Source organism: Streptococcus parasuis, assembly GCF_021654455.1.
GTDB lineage: Bacteria > Bacillota > Bacilli > Lactobacillales > Streptococcaceae > Streptococcus > Streptococcus parasuis.
In genome coordinates this window covers 1,463,609-1,486,009 of the sequence record NZ_AP024276.1, presented here as the reverse complement: position 1 = coordinate 1,486,009, position 22,401 = coordinate 1,463,609, and the positions used below count along the sequence as shown (strand labels likewise).

The window sequence follows — 22,401 nt, the reverse complement described above, 5'->3', positions numbered from 1 at the left end:
ACTCCCATTGAGTATTAGTAGTTCTAATGAGTGGGATGGTTCCGTTTTTATCTTTCTACTAATTATACGAAAACCCCAAAAGTTTATGTAAACTTCAGGGGTTTTGTTCTTTCATCTTACTCCACCGTCACCATGGCTTTAATAGTTTTGCGATTTGCCATATCTTTGTAGGCTTGGTCGATATTGTCTAGGCTGTAAGTCTGAGTAAAGACACGGCCTGGGTTAATGTCGCCTTTGAGAACTGCATCGAGCAGGATTTCTTTGTCATAGGTTGTGACGGAAGCAGAGCCACCACCGATAATGATATTTTGAGCAAAAGTTGAGCCAAGGGCGTGGTTGTTGTAGTGTGGCACACCGACAAAACCGATACGACCACCATTGTGAAGCACGCCGAGGGCTTGGTCAATTGAGGCTTCTGTTCCGACACATTCAAGGGCCGCATCAGCTCCACCGCCAAGAATTTCACGGACTTTGGCAATACCTTCCTCACCTCGTTCTGCTACGATGGCAGTAGCCCCTGATTCCAAAGCCATTTGCTGGCGGTCTGCGTAACGGCTCATCATGATAATCTGAGAAGCTCCGCGCATTTTTGCAGCAATGACGGCACATTGACCCACTGCACCATCACCGATGACAACAACCTTGTCACCAGGTTTGACATCTGCAACACGCGCAGCATGGTAGCCTGTTGGCATAACATCTGCCAGAGTCAAGAGAGATTTGATCATGCCTTCTGAGTAGTCGCTCGGCTGACCAGGCACCTTAATCAAGGCCCAATTCCCGTAGTGGAAACGAATGTATTGAGACTGGTAGTTGTTGCCCCAGTTGGTGTAGCCTGGATGGTTGTCACAAGTACCGTCAAAGCCAGCACGACAGGCATCACAGTGTCCGCAACCATGTGTAAATGGAACGATAACGAAGTCACCAGGAACAAGTGTTGTAATGTCTTCGCCTACCTCTTCAACGATACCGATGGCTTCATGACCAGAGTTTGTGTCACCGTGGTCATGGTGAATGTCTTCTCCGTATCCCCAAAGGTCAGACCCACAGACACAGGCCCTAACGACCTTGATAATGACATCATCTTTGGCTTGAAGGCTTGGTTTTTCGATTTCTGCAACGGTCATCTTACCGGCTTTTTCATAAATAGCTGCTTTCATATTCATCACACATTTACTTGTCAGTAAATATCCTTTCTGATTGATATGGAATATTATACACCTTGGAGTTCACTCCAAGTCAAGAAAAAAATGGGTTTGAATTCATATTTCCTTTGTGATAGACTAAGTGTATCGGAAAGAAAAGGAGAGATAATGACAGTTTTAGTTCCTTACAAACGCATGCCCATTTGGAATCAGGATACGGTTCCCCAGCATTTTTTGACCAAGCACAATACCAAGGTGGGTACCTGGGCGAAGATCAAGGTTTTGAAGGGGCAGCTCAAATTTGAGCCGATTTCAGATGACAATGAGATTTTGGGAGAATATGTCTATGGTCCAACCGATGATATTCCCTTTGTGGAACCGCAGGCCTGGCATCGTGTGACCCTATTGACTGAGGAAACGGAGTTTTTCTTGGAATTTTTCTGTCAACCAGAAGACTATTTTGCTAAAAAGTATGACTATACGCGAACCCATTCGGAGGTCTTAGAGGCTTTGAAGATAATTGAGCCTTGTAAGGTCTTGGACTTGGGCTGTGGTCATGGCAGGAACAGTCTCTACTTGGCTCAGCAGGGGTTTGAGGTAACAGCTGTAGATAAAGATGTGCCAAGTATTCGGACACTCTTGCAGGTCAAGGAAGTGGAAGACTTGGACTTGCAGGCTGGGACCTATGACATCAATTCAGCCAGTCTGGAGCAGGACTATGACTGGATTATCTCAACAGTCGTCTTTATGTTCTTAGAGCGAGATCGAGTACCGGACATTATCCACAATATGCAGGAGAGAACACGCACTGGAGGTTATAACTTAATTGTGGCGGCCATGGATACAGAAGATGCGCCATGTCCTATGAATTTCTCCTTTACTTTTGGAGCAGGTGAGTTGAAAGAATACTACCGTGACTGGGAACTGGTCAAATACAATGAAGATTTTGGTCAACTCCATAAGCGGGATGAAAATGGCAATTTCCTTAAGATGCGGTTTGCGACCATGTTAGCACGAAAGAAATAGGGATGATCTCTATTTTTTTAATCAAAATCGTTTACAAATGTAATCAAAAAGTATATAATTTGATTACAAACGTAGTCAAAAGGAGAGCAGTATTATGAAAACATCCATCTATAATGTTAACGGGATGACTTGCGCCACCTGTGCGTTAACTGTTGAAAAGGCTGTTGGAAAAGTAGCAGGAGTTTCCAAGGCTACAGTCAATCTTGCGACTGAAAAAGTAACTGTTGAATATGATGAGCAGGAAGTTGAAATGAAAGACTTGCAGATGGCTGTAGAAAAAGCTGGATATGAATTGGAAAATCCTTACCAGAGCCAAACGCTTGCTATTGAAGGGATGACCTGTGCAACCTGTGCTCTGACAGTCGAGAAAGCCTTGAATAAGCTAGATGGAATACAAAACGCCAGTGTGAATCTAGCAACGGAAAAAGCAACCATTCAGTATGATCCAGCCCATCTGAGCTTATCAGATATCGAGACAGCTGTTGAAAAAGCAGGTTATAAAGCGGTACTGCCAAAAACACAAGAGTCAGAAGCTCAACCGAGCGGAAAAGAACAACACAAAAATGATTTGTGGCGCAGATTTATCTGGTCAACCATTTTCACGCTCCCATTACTCTACATTGCAATGGGACCAATGGTGCCAGGTGGTGGATTACCCTTGCCAGCTAGTTTACATCAACCACTTGTTTTTGCCTTTGTGCAGCTCCTACTTGTCTTGCCAGTTTTATATGTCGGACGGGCTTTTTATCAAAAAGGATTTAAAACCTTGTTTGCAGGTCATCCCAATATGGATAGTTTGATTGCAGTTGGGACAAGTGCAGCCCTGGTTCAAGGGATTATTATGACGATTTTGATTGCTACCAACCAAGTAGCTACCCAACATGGTCATCCAGAACTCTATTTTGAGTCAGCGGCTGTTATTTTAACTCTTATCACTCTTGGAAAATACATGGAGGCATTATCAAAAGGGCGTACTTCAGAAGCCATCAGTAAACTGATGAACCTCGCCCCTAAAACTGCGCATGTCCTCCGTGCTGGTCAAGAAGTGACCATTCCTTTGGATCAAGTCAAAGTAGGAGATGTACTGCAAGTCCGCCCAGGTGAACAGATTCCAGTTGATGGGAAAATAGTAGAAGGCCAATCGACTGTTGATGAATCCATGCTGACAGGGGAAAGTTTGCCTGTTAAAAAAACAGTTGGAGACATAGTTGTTGGAGCGACTCTCAATCAACATGGGGCATTTCAGATGCAAGCTACAAAAGTCGGTGCAGATACAACCCTATCTCAAATTATTCGCTTGGTGGAAGAGGCACAAGGTTCAAAAGCTCCGATTGCGCAGTTGGCTGACCGCGTCTCAGCAGTCTTTGTTCCAATTGTAATGGGATTAGCCGTCCTTTCTGGCCTTGCTTGGTACTTCTTGGGACAAGAGCCCTGGATGTTCTCCCTTTCCATTACCATCTCCGTCCTTGTCATTGCCTGCCCGTGTGCCTTGGGCCTTGCCACACCAACCGCTATCATGGTCGGAACAGGTAAAGGAGCAGAAAATGGAGTTCTCTTCAAGTCTGGACAAGCGATTGAAGTACTTGAAAAAATCGATACCATTGTCTTTGACAAGACGGGAACCATCACTCAAGGAAAGCCAGTTGTAACCGACATTCAGGTTTTCGGCCATTTCACAAATGAACAAGCCCTACAGCTAGCAGCAAGCAGTGAACAATACTCAGAGCACCCACTGGCACAAGCCCTTTTGCGTTCCGCAGAGGAAACCTCCATACCATTACTTTCCAGCAAAGACTTCCAAGCACTTTCAGGTCGAGGCTTATCGGTGACAATAGCAGAGCAACACATCTTGTTAGGTAATGCCAGCTTGATGACAGAATCTGCTATTGAGATTGACCAAGCTGTAGCTGTCGCGGAAAAATTCGCCTCCGAAGCTAAAACGCCTGTTTATTTGGCAGCAGATGGGGAACTAGTTGCCGTGATTGCCATTGCTGACCAAGTAAAACCCTCTAGTCAGACCGCTATCCAGGCTTTGCACCAAATGGGATTGGAAGTTGTTATGCTGACAGGGGACAATGCCAAAACAGCTCAAGCCATTGCAGAGCAAGTCGGCATTGACCGAGTGATTAGTCAAGTTCTGCCAGAGGATAAGGCAGAACAGGTCAAACGCATCCAAGAATCAGGAAAACAAGTTGCCATGGTTGGTGACGGAATCAATGATGCCCCTGCCCTGGCCCAAGCTGAAGTTGGTATTGCTATCGGAACAGGAACAGATGTCGCGATTGAGTCTGCTGACCTCGTATTGATGCATGGAGATCTATTAGATGTACCAAGAGCAGTTCGACTCAGTCAATTAACGATTCGAAATATTAAGGAAAACCTATTCTGGGCGTTTGCCTATAACGTCATAGGAATTCCTGTTGCAATGGGTGTTCTTCACCTATTTGGTGGTCCCTTGCTCAACCCCATGTTGGCAGGAGCAGCCATGGCTCTCAGCTCAGTGTCAGTCGTCTTGAATGCTCTGCGATTGAAAAACACCCGAATTGATAGCCTCTAATGGATTGACAGTAATGATGTTATACATATGAAAATACCCCGTAGATGATTTTTTCGTCTGTGGGGTGTTTGATTTAGGATGGGTTTTATAGGGATTTGTTGGGATTTAAATTCCGTTACGAATCCTCAGTTCTTTCTATGCTTATAATATTCCCAATCAAATTAGTGGCTAAAAATTCCTTAAACGCTTACAATGATAACAAAAGGAAGGGAGAAAGCATATGACAACATTTATTGGACAAACTGTAACCTTGATTGGCCCCCGTTTGACCGTAGGGGATAAAGCGCCTGATTTTGTGCTGATGGACAATGATTTAAGCCTGAAAAGTTTGAAGGACTTTGGTAAGAAGAATAAGATCATCAGTGTGGTACCTTCTATTGACACTGGGATTTGCGATACCCAGACTCGTCGCTTCAATCAGGAACTGGCTGATCGTGATAATACGGTTGTCGTGACTATCTCCGCAGACCTACCATTTGCTCAAAAACGCTGGTGTGGGGTAGCTGGCCTAGAAAATGCTGTGACCTTATCGGATTATTATGACCATGCATTTGGAAAAGCCTATGGGGTGTTGATGGAAGAATGGCATTTGCTTGCAAGGGCCGTATTTGTCCTAGATAGTGACAATACCATTCTGTATGTTGAGTACGTGGACAATGTCAATACGCACCCTGATTATGAATCTGTCATTGAAGTGGTGAAGGGATTGGGGTAAATGGTTAAACCAAGAATAACTCTTGTTTTGTGACCGTACCAATTAAAGGAATAACTGTTAGACATGACAAAATAATCTCAATGTGCTACACTAAATGTGCTTGCTCAAGGCACTCAGGCTCAATTCCTTGTAGCCTTTGTTTTGCCAGATATGAAAAAGCCGCTACTTAAGCAGTTCTGCACTGACACTGATTAAGTAGTGGCTTCATTTTTTGACAAAAAGATAGCTACTTGTTATAATGATGACGATTTTATGAAATAAGGATATTGAGATGAATACAGTATTGTTTCAAGCTCGTGCTAATCGCTTGATTGAAGACGTTTTGAAAGCTTTCCAACTTGACAAGAGAGGGACCATGGATGAGTTTCGATTGGAAAAGCATTTACAAGAAATTTTGCAGGTGTTGAATGAGTCAACAGATATCAATCGGCTCACTATTCGATTGGAAAAATTTTATCAAAATGCAAGTTTTCTGATCGGATTGGGGGACGTTCAATTAAGCGAAGCGACTAAGCGAGCGTGGCGTGCCTATGACCAATTTCACTACGACCAAGTAAAACCCAAACTACTCCTTCACGGAAATACGAGATTAGGGTAATTGCTAACTATTCAGTTAATAGAAAACTCACAACCCTTGGAAATCAAAGGGTTGTCTTTTTTATGCTATAATTATAGGTAGAAAGAGGTGTCATATGACCTATATCCAAGTGAAAAATGAAGGCAAATTCTATCAAATGGGGGAAGCCCTGATTATTGCGAACAAAGATGTAACCTTTGACATTGAGCAAGGTGAGCTGGTGATGATTCTAGGCTCATCAGGCGCTGGTAAATCAACCTTGCTGAATATTCTAGGCGGAATGGATCAAGCAGATGAAGGGGAAGTGCTGATAGATGGGGTAGATATTGCCAAATTATCAAGCCATGAATTGACCAATTATCGGAGAGATGATGTGGGCTTTGTCTTCCAATTTTATAACCTAGTAGCCAATTTAACTGCCAAGGAAAATGTAGAATTGGCTGCAGAGATTGTGAAAGATGCTCTTGATGCTGAAGAAGTCTTGGAACGGGTTGGTTTAGGACATCGGAAGGACAATTTCCCCGCTCAATTGTCAGGAGGGGAGCAGCAACGTGTGGCCATTGCGCGTGCCGTGGCAAAGAAGCCCAAATTACTACTCTGTGATGAGCCAACAGGAGCCTTGGATTATCAGACAGGAAAACAGGTCTTGCAAATCCTTCAAGATATGTCTCGAAAAGAAGGCGCGACAGTCATCATTGTGACGCACAATGCGGCACTCGCTCCAATTGCAGATCGAGTGATTCGTATGCGGGATGCACGAATCCATTCAATTGAAATAAACCCGAGACCACAGGACATTAGCAGTCTAGAGTATTAGGAGAAACTATGAAAAAGACCATCTATTGGAAGGACATTCGACAATCCATGTTGTCCTCCAAAGGGCGATTTTTATCTATTTTTAGCTTGATGATGTTGGGCTCGCTGGCACTGACAGGATTGAAGGTAACTGCTCCAAACATGGAGCGAACTGCACAGGCATATATTGAAGCCAATCGAACCATGGATTTGGCTGTCATGTCCGAACTTGGCATCACCCAAGACGATGTGAAAGAGCTTCAAACGGTTGACAATGCAACAGTTGAGGCAGGGTATTTCAAAGATGTAGTTCTGGAAGAAGACCATCAGGCTGTTCGGGTGTTTTCAAAACCAGAAGAGTTATCGCAGTACACCTTAGTGGAGGGAAATTTTCCAACCTCTGAAAATCAGATAGCCTTATCACCCTCTCTTCAAGCAAGCTATCAGATTGGAGATACCTTTAGCGTCATAGAACCTGATAAAAATGGTACTGTGCTAAAAGAAACAAGGTTCACAGTTGTAGGTTTTGTAGCTTCTTCTGAGATTTGGGACAATGTCACCATGGGAATGGCTAGTAGTGGTACAGGACAGCTGACAGGCTATGGGGTCGTATTGCCATCTGTCTTCCAATCAGATATCTATATGATTGCACGGATTTCCTATGATGATTTAGCGAAGCTTTCCTATGCCAGTCAAGCCTATACTGAAAAGCTGGAGGACCATAAAAAGCAACTGGAATCGCTTGTTGCTGATAATGATGAACAGCGTCTTGCAAGCATTCAAGCAGATGGACAAGAGGAAATTTCAAAGGGAGAGCAAGAAATTGCCAAAGCCCAACAGGAATTAGCAGATGCCGAGAAGGATATCCAAGAAGGCAATGCCCAGCTAGCAACAGGTCGGGAAGAATTTGCGCGTGGAAGGGCTAAAATCATACAGTCTGAATCCGAGCTGAGACTAGCATATGCTACCTTACTTGACACAAAATCACGCTTGGAGGCCAGCAAACAGCAATTGGATGAGTCCAAGAAAAAATTAGATCAAACCAAATCTTTCTTGGATGCAAGCGCAGCAGAACTCTCACAATCCGCTCAGCAATTGGAAACAGCCCAACAAGAATTAGACAAACAAAATGCCCAATTAAATGATCTTGGTGCCACCATTTCCTCAGGTAGAAGTGCATGGTTTCAAGAGCAAAATAAACTCAATACCCAAGTAGAAAGTCAAGTGCAGGAAGGTGAAAGTTTATCTGACTATCCTGAATTGCTGGCGCGTCAAGAAGCCTTAGATGCTGAAAAGGCACGTTTGGATCAATTGGAAACCGAATTTGAGCAAGCTCATGCAGGCTATCAAGCTGGTTTTGACTTATTACAATCGAAAAAAGCCGAATATCAAGCGGGACAAAAGCAATATGAAGCGTGGAATGTGGAATACCAATCAGGCCTTGCACAGTATAATGCTGGCTTGACTGAATACGAAAATGGCTACGCGGCCTATCAAAAAGGTGTTGCTGATTATGAATGGGGTGTCCAACAATTGCAATCCTCCAGCCTGACCCTCAACCAAGAGGAACTCAGACTCAATCAGGCGGACGAAGCACTAAGCAAGGCAAGTCAGGAATTCTCCACTCAAAAAGCACAAGCTGAAAAAGAAATCACTGCAGCTCAGAGCGAAATTGAAGACGCTAAGACAGAGTTGAGTATGATTGAAAAATCCAGTTATCAAGTCTATACACGCTCGACCTTGCCCGGTAGTGATGGCTATGTAACCTATCAAAATGCCACCAAATCCATCGCAGCGGTTGGGAATGTCTTCCCTGTCGTCTTATATCTGGTTGCTGCCTTGGTGACCTTTACCACAATGGCACGATTTGTAGATGAAGAACGCACCCAGTCTGGATTGTTTAAAGCCTTGGGTTACACCAATAAACAAATCATGGCTAAGTTTGTCTTGTACGGACTATGCGCTGGGCTTGCAGGGACTATCGCTGGCATCATCTTGGGAAATACAGTCCTATCTCCACTTATCTCTTCTATCATCACTGAGACAACGGTTATTGGCGCATACACCTTGTATTTCTATCCACTGTGGACCAGTCTAGCCATCGGCTTAACGCTCTTATCCGCGGTGCTGCCTGCCTATCTGGTCGCGCAACGCGAACTCTTTGAAAAACCAGCCAGTCTCCTCTTACCCAAACCACCAGTATCAGGCTCAAAAATCCTTCTGGAGCGCTGGCGCTTTGTCTGGTCTCGCCTCAGTTTCACCCACAAGGTGACAGCTCGCAACATCTTCCGCTACAAACTGCGGATGCTGATGACGATCTTTGGCGTGGCGGGGACAGTTGCACTCCTATTTGGCGGCTTAGGCATCCGTTCCTCAATCTCTGGTGTCGTCGACCGGCAGTTTGGCGACCTGATCCATTATGATATGTTGGTGGTGGAAAATAGCAAAGCTTCTGAGGAAGAACTAGATGGATTGTCTGATTTTCTACAGTCTAACCAAGTTCGACAGTCCTTGCCTGTGGCATTTGAACAAATAACAGAAAAAATCACCTCAAATGACCAAGAAAAAACAGCGTCCATCAGCCTCTATATCACGGATAGACCAGATATGGGACGTTTGATAGAGCTTGAAACCAGTAAAGGAAAAGAACTCACTCTAACAGGACGAGGCGTGATTCTGACTGAGAAACTCGCACAATTATATGATGTTGCCGTTGGTGATAAGCTTAAGTTGACCCTCAATGACAAAGAAGTTGAAGTTCGAGTAGATGGTATTGCTGACATGTATGCTGGACACTTTATTTTTATGACGGATGAATACTATCAGGAGGTGACGGGTAGCAGAAAATTAGCAAATGCCTACCTAGTCGAACTCAAAAAGGATAGTGCCCAACATGTCCAAGAAGTATCCAGCCAATTATTGGATATGACTGCTGTCAAAAGTCTGGTACAGAATACCTCTCTCATGGCTATGCTAACGACAATGGCAGCCTCTCTTCAGAGCGTCATGACCATTTTGGTGGTACTGTCCATCTTACTAGGACTAGTAATTCTCTACAATCTGACCATTATCAATATGTCAGAACGAATCCGAGAATTATCCACCATTCGCGTACTTGGATTTCATAATAAAGAAGTAACCCTCTACATTTATCGGGAAACCATAGCCTTGTCCATTATCGGGATTGTGGCTGGGCTAATTGGTGGCTTCTATCTCCACCGCCTCTTACTTTACATGATTGGCTCTGATAGCATCCGCTTCAATCCAGAAGTAGGAGTAGAAGTCTATCTCATACCTATCTTAGCGATTGTGGGCATTCTAGCCTTCCTTGGTTGGTATGTCAACCACCAACTGAGAAAGGTTGATATGCTAGAAGCACTGAAATCCATTGATTAATGATATACAGATAAGTACATTTCCATTCGCTTCAAATGGTGGGTACTTACTTGTTTAAATATGTCGAGTTCCTGCCGTTTTTTACAGAAATACGCAAACGTTTTAAGAGGCTAGTTGTTCCCGTTCGGGAAAATAAAAATGTAGACGTATTCATCACCAAAAAAACTTTGTTTTACTTGAATAATAGGCGAAATTAGTGTACCATTATTCTAGTAGACTTTTTATAATCGTATTCAATTGAGCTGGTGAATTTAGGAGTATTTATGGATTCAAGAAGAACTAAACGTAGTAAGAAAAAACCAGTTTTGACCCTATTAAATTGGGGTCTTTTTGTAGTGTACAGCGTTTCCGCTGTTTTTTTAGCCTACAGTATTTATCGGTACCAGATTTTTAACTTTCGTAACCTCAATCACTTTTTAGTAGGGGCAATGGCTGTCCTAGGAGTGGTTGGGGTTATCCTGCTTCTTAGGAAAAAGGCAAAAAAATGGACAACCGTCCTCCTCATTATTGGTATCGCCCTTTCTGGATTTGGTATCTGGGGAGTACAAAGCTTGGTACAATTGGGCTCTACAGTCAATAAAAATGCTAGTTACTCTAGCTATGATATGGAAATCATTGTACCAGCAGACAGCACGATTAGTGATGTGAGCCAAGTAACGAGCTTGCTTGCTCCCGTTGACAATGACGGAGACAATATCACCAAGCTTTTAGATAGCTTACAGTCAGAAAAAAACGTTACCTTGACACCGACTCCTACAGCCTCTTATATGGATGCCTACCAAGCCATGATGGCTGGCCAAGGAGATGCAATGGTCTTGAACAGTGTCTTCTTAGAAATGCTTCGTGCAGAAGATCCAGAGGTTGATTCGAAAATCAAGGTCTTGTACTCTGTGACCAATGAAATTAAAAACGAATCTTCAAGTACAAATCAAGAAACGGGTAATGCCATCAATATCTACATCAGCGGTATTGATACTTACGGATCAATCTCATCCGTATCTCGGTCTGATGTCAATATCATTATGACCATTAATCGGGATACCAAAAAGATATTGCTAACAACAACACCTCGGGATGCCTATGTTACCATTCCAGGAGCTGGTCAAAACCAAAAAGATAAGCTTACGCACGCAGGGATCTATGGTGTCGATACTTCCGTCCAAACCTTGGAGCAACTCTATGGTATTGATATTCATTACTATGCCCGTCTCAACTTTACTTCTTTCTTGAAGCTTATCGACGTTGTGGGTGGGGTTGATGTAGAAAATACACAAGAATTTACAAGTTTGCATGGAAATTATTATTTCCCAGTAGGACAGGTACATTTAGACTCTGATCAAGCTTTAGGCTTTGTTCGAGAACGGTACTCACTTGCCAATGGGGATAATGACCGTGGTAAAAACCAAGAAAAAGTGATTGCAGCCTTGATTAACAAGCTGACCCAGCCTGAAAACCTGATTCATTATCAGGAAATTATGCAGTCACTTTCTGACTCTATCCAGACTGATATGCAGTTAGAAACCATGATGGAGTTGGTCAACCAACAGTTGGAAACTGGTGGAAACTTTACTGTAACTTCACAAGCTGTTAGTGGAACAGGAAGTACAGGAGTTCTTCCATCCTATGCCATGCCTGGATATGCCCTCTACATGATGGAGCTCAGTCCAGATAGTCTGGAACAAGCAAAAGCAGCAATCAATGCGACCTTAGCAGGTCAATAAAACGATAGAAATGGAATAATTTTGGAGCAATGATGAATAACCAAGAAGCAAATACAATTGAAATTGATGTCTTATCACTATTGAGAACGATTTGGAGAAAGAAATTCCTGATTCTCTTCACAGCTATATTGACAACTGGCCTAGCATTTGCATACAGTGCTTTTTTAGTGACTCCTCAGTATGATTCAACCACACGTCTCTATGTAGTCAACCAAAATAGCGAAAATGGAGCTGGAATCACCAACCAAGACTTACAAGCAGGTAGTTTCTTGGTAAAAGACTATAAGGAAATTATCCTATCTCAAGATGTTTTGAAAAATGTGACAACTATCCTAGGAATTACGGATGATATTGAAGAGAAAATTACAGTGGAGATCCCTGTTGATACACGTATTTTGTCTATCACCGTCCGCGATAGTGATCCGAATCAAGCAGCAACGATCGCTAATACACTTCGTGATGAAGCTGCTAAAAAGATTATTGAGGTGACCAAGGTAAGTGATGTGACTACTTTGGAAGCAGCCCTGCCAGCAGAAAACCCATCGACACCGCAAACGAAACGTAACCTTGCCTTAGGCTTTATTTCAGGTGCCTTTCTAGCAACTGCCTTGGTGTTTTTCCTCGAAGTGCTGGATGATCGTGTGAAACGACCACAAGATATCGAAGAAGGCTTAGGAATGACCCTGCTGGGTGTGGTTCCACAGGCAGAGAAATTGAAATAGGAGAGAAACATGGCTACTTTAGAATTAGCAAGTAATAAACGTGGATTAGTCACAAAGACCGAGGAATACTTTAACGCCATCCGGACCAATATCCAGTTGAGTGGCTCAGAATTAAAGGTCATCGGGATAACTTCAGTCGAGTCAAATGAAGGAAAGAGTACGATTGCAGCCAGCCTAGCGATAGCCTATGCTCGTTCAGGCTATAAAACCATTTTGTTGGACGCTGATATTCGAAATTCAGTCATGTCTGGTTTCTTCAAGCCCGCAACAAAAATTACGGGTCTGACAGACTATCTGGCAGGAACAACCGACCTGTCACAAGGCTTATGTGATACAGATGTTCCAAACTTAACAGTCATCGAATCTGGTAAGGCTTCACCGAACCCAACAGCCTTGTTGCAAAGCAAAAATTTCGATAATCTCATCACAACGCTCCGTCGCTACTATGATTATGTCATTGTCGACTGCCCACCTTTGGGATTGGTCATTGATGCAGCCATCATTGCACAGAAGTGTGATGGTATGGCCGTTGTCGCAGAGGCTGGTCGTGTCAAACGGTCAGGGGTTAAAAAAGTAGCAGAACAACTAGAGCAAACTGGTACGCCATTCTTAGGTGTTATCTTGAATAAATATGATGTGGCTACGGAAAAATATGGAGCTTACGGCAATTACGGCAACTATGGGAACTACGGTAAAAAAGCCTAGTAGTCATCATGATCAATTCTCAAATGTAGGAGTAACGAAATGATAGACATTCATTCTCATATCATATTTGGTGTGGATGATGGGCCGAAAACACTTGAGGAGAGCCTTGCATTAATTGATGAGGCATGGCGGCAGGGCGTTCGGATGATTGTAGCAACGTCTCATCGACGAAAAGGGATGTTTGAAACGCCTGAGAAAATCATCATGGCCAATTATCTAGAGCTAAAAAAAGTAGTAGCCGAACGGTTTCCAGAATTGACCCTTTGTTATGGTGGTGAACTCTACTACACGAAGGATATTATAGGCAAATTGGATGCCAAGAAACTACCAACCCTTAATGGTACGAAACAAGTATTGGTAGAATTTAGTATGAATACCCCTTGGAAAGAGATCCAAGAGGCAGTCAATGAAATCATATTGTTAGGATTAACTCCTGTGATTGCCCATATCGAGCGTTACGACGCTTTGGCATTTAAGGGAGAACGGGTAGCCGAACTCATCGATAAGGGGTGCCTTACTCAGGTGAATAGCAATCATGTCTTAAAACCAAGCTTGATTGGAGATGTTGCCAAATCCTTTAAAAAACGGGTGCAATATTTTTTAGAAAATGATCTGGTCACTTGTGTGGCAAGCGATATGCACAATCTCTCCAAACGAAAGCCTTATATGCAGGAGGCCTTCACACACATTGAAAAAGAATATGGAAGAGACCGTGCACAGGCATTGTTTACGAAAAATCCCTTGATGCTACTCAAAAATTAGGATACAAATTTGAAATAAACGCGAAATGTTGCCTTTCAATAATTTAGTGGAGATGAAAAAGTAGTCAATGGTATAGAAAGATATCCATTGACTGTAGGAGATGAAATGGTAAATATTAATGAATACCGACAGTTTAGACTGGCGCTTTTAGAAATAATTGGGGTAGTAGTGGCTGTTGCCATTACCACCCAATTGCCCACCTCAAAGATGAACCAGATAGGGATTCTATTGATTTTGGCCCTGCATTTTGTGGCTTTTTATTTCTCTCGAATGTCAACAGAATTTGAGAGTAGAGGCTACTTAATAGAGTTTGAACGGGTCGCTAGGTACGTTTTGATTTTCGACATACTCCTTATTTCTTTTTCTTTTTTGTTGGGAGATAGTTTTATCATTACGAGACGTGGGTTGGCTTTATTTACCATTCTTACCTTTATCATCGTTTACATTATCAACTGCACTGTGCGTAGATACAAATACCTCTTCCTTATGACTGCCGAGCAACAAAAGAATACATTAGTCATTACTACAACTGAGAGATTGCGATTAATGGAGGGGCTCTTTGAGTCAGATCAACTTCCTACCAAATATTTGGCAGGTATAGTAGTCATCGGAGATGGTGAAGTGGCGTTTCCAGAGGGAGTCCCAATAATTCCTTTTGATGATGCGATTGACTTTGCGACTCACGAAGTTGTCGATCATGTGTTTATCAACTTACCGAGTGAACATTACAATCTCAAACATCTTGTTTCTGATTTTGAAGTCATGGGTATTGATGTGAGTGTAGATATTAACTCATTTGATTTCAGGGCTTTAAAAAATAAAAAAATCAAACAAGTTGGAGACCATAGCATCGTGACTTTTAACTCCAATTACTACAAACATAGCCATATCTTTCTAAAGCGCATGTTGGATATCTTTGGGGCTGTGATTGGTCTTCTTATTTGTGGTCTGGTCGGGATTGTCTTAGCCCCTATTATTCGGAAAGATGGAGGACCGGCCATTTTCGTTCAGAAACGAGTAGGAAAAAACGGACGGATCTTTAAATTTTATAAATTCCGTTCTATGTATATTGATGCAGAGGAACGGAAAAAAGAACTTATGTCTCAAAACCAGATGCAGGGTGGTATGTTTAAAATGGATAATGACCCACGGATTACTCCAATTGGTCAGTTTATCCGAAAAACAAGTCTAGATGAATTGCCACAGTTTTATAATGTGCTAGTTGGTGATATGAGTTTGGTTGGTACACGTCCACCGACAGTGGATGAATTTGAAAAATATACACCAAGTCAAAAACGTCGCCTCAGCTTCAAGCCAGGAATTACAGGTCTATGGCAGGTAAGTGGTCGTAGCAATATTACCAACTTTGACGAGGTGGTAAAACTCGATGTTGAATATATCGATAACTGGTCGATTTGGTCGGATATCAAGATATTGTTGAAGACTATCGTCGTGGTTTTTAAAAAAGAGGGAAGTAAGTAGTTTTTTATTATTTGTACATGTTAGGAAAATTTGGTTATATGAAAACAGTTTATATTATTGTATCAAAAGGGATTCCTGCCAAATATGGCGGATTTGAAACCTTTGTAGAAAAATTAACGGAAAATCAAAAAAATGAAAATATTAAGTATTTCGTGGCATGTACAAGGGAAAATTCAAAGAAATCTAATATTAGTGAAGATTTTTTTGAATATAATGGTGCAACATGTTTTAGCATAGATGTTCCAAACATTGGTCCAGCTAAAGCAATTGCATATGATATTGCTGCATTAAAAAAAGCAATTGAGATTGCAAAAGAAAATAGTGATAAAGAACCTATTTTTTATATTCTAGCTTGTCGAATCGGACCATTTATTTCAAAATATCGTAAAGAAATTCATCAATTAGGAGGTCAATTATTTGTTAATCCAGATGGCTGGAAAGATATTATATGGTTAAACCAGAAAACACCGCATAAATACAGCGTTTTGACGGCTTGACCATCTTCTTGAAAAGTCTATTTCGCACATGGTCGAGAGAGTACTCCCGTTGAAATCTACCGCGTTTGACGGCTTGATGGTTTCTATATTTAGTGAATTAAACATACACATCCAATGATGTTGATTCCTTAATTACAATCCATATGTGGAAATAGAAATGAGAATAGGAGGTAGTCAAGCCTGAGTGAAACGAGAGTTTCATTCGGGCTATTTCTCGCGGGTGAAAAGAAAGTTTATTTAGTGTGAGGAAAAAAATTTATGCAGCAGGTAGCAAATAAAGAAAATTTAAAAATCTGTTTAGTTGGCTCATCAGGCGGCCACTTGACTCATTTATATATGTTGAAGCCTTTCTGGAAGGATAAGAATCGCTTTTGGGTTACATTCGACAAAGAGGACGCAAGAAGCCTTCTAGAGGGTGAAAAAATGTATCCTTGCTATTATCCTACCAATCGCAGCCTGAAAGCATTGATAAAGAATACTGCTATTGCTTGGAAAGTGCTGCGTAAAGAAAAACCGGATTTAATCATTTCTTCCGGTGCGGCGGTTGCGGTTCCATTCTTTTACCTTGGTAAATTGATGGGAGCAAAACTTATTTACATAGAAGTATTTGACCGCATTGACAAGCCTACTGTAACCGGCAGGTTGGTATATCCGATTGTAGATAAGTTTATTGTGCAGTGGGAAGAACAAAAGAAAGTTTATCCGAAGGCTATCAATTTAGGTAGTATCTTTTAAAGGGGAAAAGATGATATTTGTAACAGTTGGAACACACGAGCAGCCGTTTAACAGGCTTGTGAAAACAGTAGATGAATTAAAAAGAGACGGAATCATTACCGAAGACGTCATTATGCAAACCGGGTTCAGTACATACGAACCGAAATATTGTCAGTGGAGTAAACTGATTCCTTATCAGCAGATGATAAAAAATGTTGAAGATGCACGAATCGTGATTACACACGGTGGACCGGCAAGTTTTATCATGTCTCTGCAAATCGGTAAAACACCTATCGTTGTACCTCGTCAACACCGGTTTGATGAGCATGTGAATGACCACCAGGTGGAATTTGCAAGAAATGTTGCAGAGAGAATGGGAACCATTATCCCGGTTGAGGATATAAGTACACTTGGTGATGTGATCAAAAAATACGATGAGATTGTTGCTAAGATGGGTCATGGTATGAGAAGCAATAATGAAAAGTTTTGTAGTGAATTAGACGAGATAGTAGACGATTTGGTGAAATAAGGTAAAAGAAAACGGTGGATTATGATGAAACATGCTTTTTTAATTATTGCACATAATAATTGGTGGTAGCTGAAAAAGTTAATAGATTGTTTGGATAGCGATGCACACGATATTTATGTACACATCGATAAGAAAAGTAAGGATTTCGATGAATCCTACTTTAGAAATTCAGTAACGAAATCATCATTAAAATTTTATCGTGAATTTGAAGTGTATGGGGGAGGATTTTCACAGGTACAAGTAGAAATGTTTCTTCTCAAACAAGCATATACTAACGGTTATGATTATTATCATATTATTTCCGGAGCTGATTTACCACTAAAAGCAATGAAGAAATTGATTCTTTTTTTGAGAAAAACAAGGGTAAGGAATTTATTCTTTATGATGAGGATGCATTAAAAGGAAATCCTGAAATATCCAGAAGATCTAAATACTATCATTTTCTTCAGAACTATAGACGAAGGTATGCAGAAAAATGGAAGAACATTTTTTTCACGTTTTGCGAGAGAATTTCTTTGGTTTTACAAATTGTTTTTGGCGTAAATAGAGTCAGAAATTTGGATTGGCAGATTAAATATGGTTCGCAATGGGTAAGTATTACAGATGAGCTTGTGAAGGTTATTCTTGAAAATAAAGATAAAATTACGAGTGTATTTTCATATACAAATTGTGCGGATGAGTTATTTATCCAAACAATAGCATATAATTGTGGTTTTAAGGATTATATTTTTCAACCGGCTGAAAAACAGTCGGCAAATCTTCGCTGCATTGATTGGAGCAGAGGGAAAAACGGAAATCCATATACATACAGATTGAAGGACATAGATATGTTGATTACGAAAATTGGTGGGGGAGGGGCAGAGAAAACCTCAATTTATTTGCTGGGAAATTTTCGGAAACTATTGATAAGAGGTTAATCAATGAAATTTTGGTGAGGTTAAAAAACGGAAGGAATTAATATATGCCTGTAGGGTTGAAATTTCAAAGAAAGCATAGATTTTTAGGATATAAATTAAAATATATTTATTATTTCATAGCAAGAAGGAATATTCTTCAAAAAAAGAAAAGCTATGGGAAATGTAATGCTGATAAAGTAATTTATATTATAAAGCCGGATTATCAGGATGGAGTGGAAGGGCTACTATCATTAATTCATAAACAGGTCGTATACATAGAATACGCAAAGAAAAATGGATACATTCCATTTGTAGATTGGAAAAATTATAAGACGCAGTATTATGATGGAAAAAATAATGTTTGGAATTATTTTTTCGAACAGCCTTCTGATATTAAAGAAGAGGAAGTTTACAATAGTAAAAATGTCTATCTGTCCGGTTGGACGTTAAAAGATGTTAATCCACTGGGACTGTTTGAATCGGAGATTTTTTTTAATAAAAAACTTGAAAAAATGAGCTATGAGCTTTTAAACAAGAATTTATGTTTTAGTGATGAGGTTTTAACTCTTGTAGAAAAAGAAGCAAAGGCTCTCGATATAGATAATTGTATTGGCGTTTATGTAAGGGGAACGGATTATATAAAATTGCGTCCTTCCGGTGAATATGTGCAGCCAAATGTGAAGCAAGTGGAACAGCAAATTGAAAAGTTTATTGAACAATATCATGCTTCTGTTTTTTTAGTTACAGAAGATGGAAATGTTTATGATGATTTAAGAAATAAGTTTGGAGAGTACATCAAAATCGTTTCATATGATTCATTTATCTATGATTATGATGGTAAAGATGTTCTAAGCAGATCGAATGTCTTGGAAGACAACAAAAAACTTCGTGGACAGAAATACTTAGTAAAAATGATTCTGCTTTCCAGATGTAAATATCTAATTAGTTCCATAACACAAGGATCTAAATTCAGCTATGCCCTCAATGGTGGAAAATACGTTGATGAATATGTTTTTGATTTAGGTCTATATGATTAAGAAAGATTGTGGTGAATTTTATGCTATTCAGTATTGTTGTCCCTGTATACAACGTAGAAAAATATTTAGATGAGTGTATAAACTCTATAATAGAACAGTCAAAAGCAATTGATAATGATCTTGAAGTTCTTCTGATCGATGATGGCTCTATAGATAACAGTGGCAGTATTTGTGATAGTTATGAAAACAAATATCCAGATTTAATTCGAGTTTTTCATAAAGAAAATCAAGGATTATTAGCGACTAGGCGATATGGTTTTAAGAAGGCCAGTGGAGAATATATTGTGAATTGTGATTCTGATGATTTATTAGAACCAGGTATGTTACTGAAATTAAAGAATGTAATAAATAAATATACTGAGCCGGACGTTATTTTATTTAATTACAATTATATGGTGGGTGACTCTAAGAAAATTGCTTATAAAAATATTTTTTCTGTAGAACCAGAAATAAGAGTAGATAAGGAAAGTGTTTTAGAGACGTTCTTGAAAGACCATAGTGTTGTAAGTTTGTGTACAAAAATATATAAAAGAAGTTGCATTGATGTTGATAAGGATTATTCATCGTTTTATAAAGTTTCAAATGGTGAGGATTCATTACAGAGCATTGAACTATATAATAAAGCAGAATCGTTTATTTATATGAACGATGCACTTTATGATTATCGCATAGGAAGCGGAATGACCCGCAGATTTGATAAAAATTATTATATTGGCTTTAAGGCAGTTCTTGAGCAAATAAGAAACCAAAAGAACAGATGGAAGATATGTGATTTTGAAAAATTGTTTGCAGTAAAAGTTATGCAGACAGTGGGACGTGCCATCACGCAATCACGATATGGGGTTTGGAAGTCCTATACTCAACAAAGAGAGTATTTTACCAATATTCGCAAGGATGAGATGGTTGATAACGCATTAAGCTACTTAAAATCTATAAAAGGATATTTGCAAACGGATCACTATTATTTATTAACACTATTAAAATTCAGATTATATTTTTCCATATGTATGCTTTTGCACATAAAAAATATTTTGGGCAAAATTGGAAGAGGAAAGTGTAAATGAAAATCAAAATTAGCTCTAAAATAAACAAAAACAATCTCCTTTTTTCAATTTCATATGTATTATTTGTCTTTTCGCTATTCAATAGTGATGTATCAAATACTGATGTTCTGTATCCGTTGACGATACCGGCAAAGTATATAGCACTTGTTATATTGACAGTTGGAATAATGTTTAGAGCATATTCTAAAAAGCAGATCCGAGTAGTGATAATTTTATTATGTGCAGACCTCTTGGTATTAATGAAATCCGGAGTATTAATATTTATTCTAATCAGTTTATTTGCTTTTCTTGCAAATAAATTAGAAGACAAAGATATATTAAAAGTGGCATATTTTACATTGTTATTTTTCACTTTATGTGTTTTTACATTTTCAATCTTTGGAATTTACAATGACGAAATCACTAAAAGGTGGGTTGGCAGTGTAGCTCGACATTCTTTAGGCTTTTATCATAGCAACGTATTACCATTAATATATAGCTATTTGGTTGGATATGGGTTGTTAACCGGTATATTCAGAAAGAAACACTATTTTATACTTTTAACTGTAGATTTGGTAATTTATTACTTCTGCGGTTCAAGGAACTCATTATTTACGACATTCTTGTTAGTATTAGGAAAATGGTTTATTGATTCAGTAATAGAAACTGGCAGATTTAAGAAAATAATTAATAGAATATTTGGTTTTGGGGCTAAGCTTATAGTTCCTCTTTTGACTTCATTTTCCGTTTTTATACCATTAATGTTGGATAAAGTTGCTTTTTTTAGAATGCTCGATTATATGCTTTCTTATAGATTTACGTATATTGCGCGTATGATTCAAAATTTGGGGATCAGTTTAATCCCTAAAATGACAAATAAAGCATATTTTGAGAATGAAATTGTAATAGATAATGGATATGCATTCTTGATCATAAGGTATGGAGTATTGATGATAATATTCCTAAGTATTCTTATCTATTGTGTAGCAAAAAAATATAAAAATAACACATTTGTTCTTTTTTTAATAATCGTAGTTGCATGCAGTAATCTGATAGATAATGATTTGATTGACTATAGTGTCTTGCCATACTTAATAATTTCTGAAAAATGTTTAATAGAAGGACTTAGAAGGAGAAGTGCATATGGAAGATCTCATAAGTGTAATAATGAGTACTTACAATGAATCCGTTTCCGAACTAAGAGAAAGTATAGAATCGGTTTTAAAACAAACATATTCCAATATTGAATTTGTAATTGTGATTGATAATCCAAATAATGAAGAATTAAGTGCGTTTATTTATTCATTTGATGACCCCCGCATTCGTGTTATAAAAAATGACAGGAATATTGGTCTTGTTAATAGTTTAAATAAAGCCATCTGCCAATCCAAAGGAGAATATTTAGCAAGAATGGATGCGGATGATATTTGTGAAGTAAATAGATTGAAATTACAAAAAGAATATTTGGATAAAAATAATCTTGATTTAGTCGGTGGAAGCGTATGCTTAATTGATGAGAATGGAAATTATATTTCTAAATTGCATTTTCCATACAAGCAGTATTTAATTAAACATTTTTTGAAATGGGGAAACTGTATTCCTCACCCAACTTGGTTGGTAAGAAAAGAAGTATATACTAAATTAAATGGATATCGTGATGTCCCCAGATGTGAGGATTATGATTTTGTTTGCCGATCTGTGCAAAATCATTTTAAATTGGGAAATGTTAATGATTTTATTTTGAAATACAGAATCAGATCAGATAGTGTTTCAAATAGTAACAAGGTTGAACAGTATATTTTAAGAAGATTTATATCCGAAAATAGAAAAACAGGGGTTACAGAACAAGAAATACGGGATTATTTAAATTCTGATTTATATTATCGTGAAATTGCAGAGTATGAAAAATTTCAGAAAATAAAAAAAAGAATTAAAACTTCTCCAAACATTGTTGATTTCGTTAAATTGTGTGGGAATATCAATACATACTATTTGGGAATTGAAAAAGTATGTTTAAAGATAAGAAATTTTGTATAACTTAATTTCAAAATAGATGAGACTGGTGAATGTGGAGGACATAGA

20 protein-coding genes and 1 pseudogene are annotated in these 22,401 nt (G+C 39.4%); 20 read left to right on the top strand and 1 reads right to left on the bottom strand.

What is annotated here, in order from left to right; all coding sequences use genetic code 11:
* Window positions 1–116: 116 nt before the first annotated feature.
* On the bottom strand, window positions 117–1,160 hold the full coding sequence (locus L6410_RS07415) for a zinc-binding dehydrogenase (RefSeq protein WP_172090247.1): 1,044 nt from the start codon (window positions 1,158–1,160) through the stop codon (window positions 117–119).
* Between the two features lie 153 nt (window positions 1,161–1,313).
* Here L6410_RS07415 and tehB point away from each other — a divergent pair, with 153 nt between their 5' ends.
* The 20 genes and pseudogenes from tehB (at window position 1,314) to L6410_RS07320 (ending at window position 22,356) form a co-directional block, all read left to right on the top strand.
* A complete protein-coding gene (gene tehB, locus L6410_RS07410) occupies window positions 1,314–2,171 on the top strand; it encodes an SAM-dependent methyltransferase TehB (protein ID WP_237395244.1) in 858 nt (285 codons plus the stop codon).
* A gap of 94 nt (window positions 2,172–2,265) precedes the next feature.
* A complete protein-coding gene (locus L6410_RS07405) occupies window positions 2,266–4,728 on the top strand; it encodes a heavy metal translocating P-type ATPase (RefSeq protein WP_237395243.1) in 2,463 nt (820 codons plus the stop codon).
* Between the two features lie 220 nt (window positions 4,729–4,948).
* Window positions 4,949–5,443 (top strand): thiol peroxidase, encoded by a 495-nt coding sequence (gene tpx / locus L6410_RS07400; RefSeq protein WP_237395242.1) that lies wholly within the window; start codon window positions 4,949–4,951, stop codon window positions 5,441–5,443.
* 271 nt (window positions 5,444–5,714) lie between these two features.
* A complete protein-coding gene (locus L6410_RS07395) occupies window positions 5,715–6,041 on the top strand; it encodes a helicase BlpT (protein WP_237395241.1) in 327 nt (108 codons plus the stop codon).
* Between the two features lie 94 nt (window positions 6,042–6,135).
* Entirely contained in the window at window positions 6,136–6,837 is a 702-nt protein-coding gene (locus L6410_RS07390; RefSeq protein WP_237395240.1) for an ABC transporter ATP-binding protein, read from the top strand.
* Between the two features lie 8 nt (window positions 6,838–6,845).
* The gene (locus L6410_RS07385) at window positions 6,846–10,211 is read left to right on the top strand and encodes an FtsX-like permease family protein (RefSeq protein WP_237395239.1); all 3,366 of its coding nucleotides are present in this window, start codon (window positions 6,846–6,848) and stop codon (window positions 10,209–10,211) included.
* A gap of 263 nt (window positions 10,212–10,474) precedes the next feature.
* Window positions 10,475–11,932: an LCP family glycopolymer transferase CpsA gene (gene cpsA, locus L6410_RS07380; protein WP_237395238.1), complete on the top strand. Its 1,458-nt coding sequence runs from the start codon at window positions 10,475–10,477 to the stop codon at window positions 11,930–11,932.
* Between the two features lie 32 nt (window positions 11,933–11,964).
* Window positions 11,965–12,654: a YveK family protein gene (locus L6410_RS07375; protein ID WP_237396761.1), complete on the top strand. Its 690-nt coding sequence runs from the start codon at window positions 11,965–11,967 to the stop codon at window positions 12,652–12,654.
* A gap of 9 nt (window positions 12,655–12,663) precedes the next feature.
* The gene (locus L6410_RS07370; protein ID WP_237395237.1) at window positions 12,664–13,359 is read left to right on the top strand and encodes a tyrosine-protein kinase; all 696 of its coding nucleotides are present in this window, start codon (window positions 12,664–12,666) and stop codon (window positions 13,357–13,359) included.
* Between the two features lie 39 nt (window positions 13,360–13,398).
* On the top strand, window positions 13,399–14,121 hold the full coding sequence (locus L6410_RS07365) for a CpsB/CapC family capsule biosynthesis tyrosine phosphatase (protein WP_237395236.1): 723 nt from the start codon (window positions 13,399–13,401) through the stop codon (window positions 14,119–14,121).
* A 105-nt stretch (window positions 14,122–14,226) separates the two neighbouring features.
* Window positions 14,227–15,603: a sugar transferase gene (locus L6410_RS07360; protein ID WP_237395235.1), complete on the top strand. Its 1,377-nt coding sequence runs from the start codon at window positions 14,227–14,229 to the stop codon at window positions 15,601–15,603.
* Between the two features lie 38 nt (window positions 15,604–15,641).
* Window positions 15,642–16,067, top strand: a pseudogene (locus tag L6410_RS07355) (DUF1972 domain-containing protein); the annotation flags it as partial.
* A gap of 291 nt (window positions 16,068–16,358) precedes the next feature.
* Window positions 16,359–16,835, top strand: a complete 477-nt coding sequence (gene pssD / locus L6410_RS07350; RefSeq protein WP_237395234.1) for a PssD/Cps14F family polysaccharide biosynthesis glycosyltransferase — start codon at window positions 16,359–16,361, stop codon at window positions 16,833–16,835.
* Window positions 16,836–16,845: 10 nt separating this feature from the next.
* Window positions 16,846–17,343, top strand: coding sequence for a glycosyltransferase (locus tag L6410_RS07345; RefSeq protein WP_237395233.1), 498 nt, complete (start codon window positions 16,846–16,848; stop codon window positions 17,341–17,343).
* Window positions 17,344–17,433: 90 nt separating this feature from the next.
* Window positions 17,434–17,742, top strand: coding sequence for a beta-1,6-N-acetylglucosaminyltransferase (locus tag L6410_RS11020; RefSeq protein WP_272877291.1), 309 nt, complete (start codon window positions 17,434–17,436; stop codon window positions 17,740–17,742).
* A complete protein-coding gene (locus tag L6410_RS11015; RefSeq protein WP_336512762.1) occupies window positions 17,679–18,260 on the top strand; it encodes a beta-1,6-N-acetylglucosaminyltransferase in 582 nt (193 codons plus the stop codon). The genes L6410_RS11020 and L6410_RS11015 overlap by 64 nt, the downstream gene beginning before the upstream one ends.
* Before the next feature lie 44 nt (window positions 18,261–18,304).
* The gene (locus L6410_RS07335) at window positions 18,305–19,276 is read left to right on the top strand and encodes an O-fucosyltransferase family protein (protein WP_237395232.1); all 972 of its coding nucleotides are present in this window, start codon (window positions 18,305–18,307) and stop codon (window positions 19,274–19,276) included.
* A gap of 20 nt (window positions 19,277–19,296) precedes the next feature.
* Window positions 19,297–20,340 carry a glycosyltransferase family 2 protein gene (locus tag L6410_RS07330; protein WP_237395231.1) on the top strand — a complete coding sequence of 348 codons (1,044 nt, stop codon included), beginning with the start codon at window positions 19,297–19,299 and terminating at the stop codon, window positions 20,338–20,340.
* Window positions 20,337–21,503, top strand: coding sequence for a hypothetical protein (locus tag L6410_RS07325; RefSeq protein WP_237395230.1), 1,167 nt, complete (start codon window positions 20,337–20,339; stop codon window positions 21,501–21,503). The genes L6410_RS07330 and L6410_RS07325 overlap by 4 nt, the downstream gene beginning before the upstream one ends.
* The gene (locus L6410_RS07320) at window positions 21,463–22,356 is read left to right on the top strand and encodes a glycosyltransferase (RefSeq protein ID WP_237395229.1); all 894 of its coding nucleotides are present in this window, start codon (window positions 21,463–21,465) and stop codon (window positions 22,354–22,356) included. Before L6410_RS07325 ends, L6410_RS07320 begins: the two co-directional genes overlap by 41 nt.
* The last annotated feature ends 45 nt before the right edge of the window (window positions 22,357–22,401 follow it).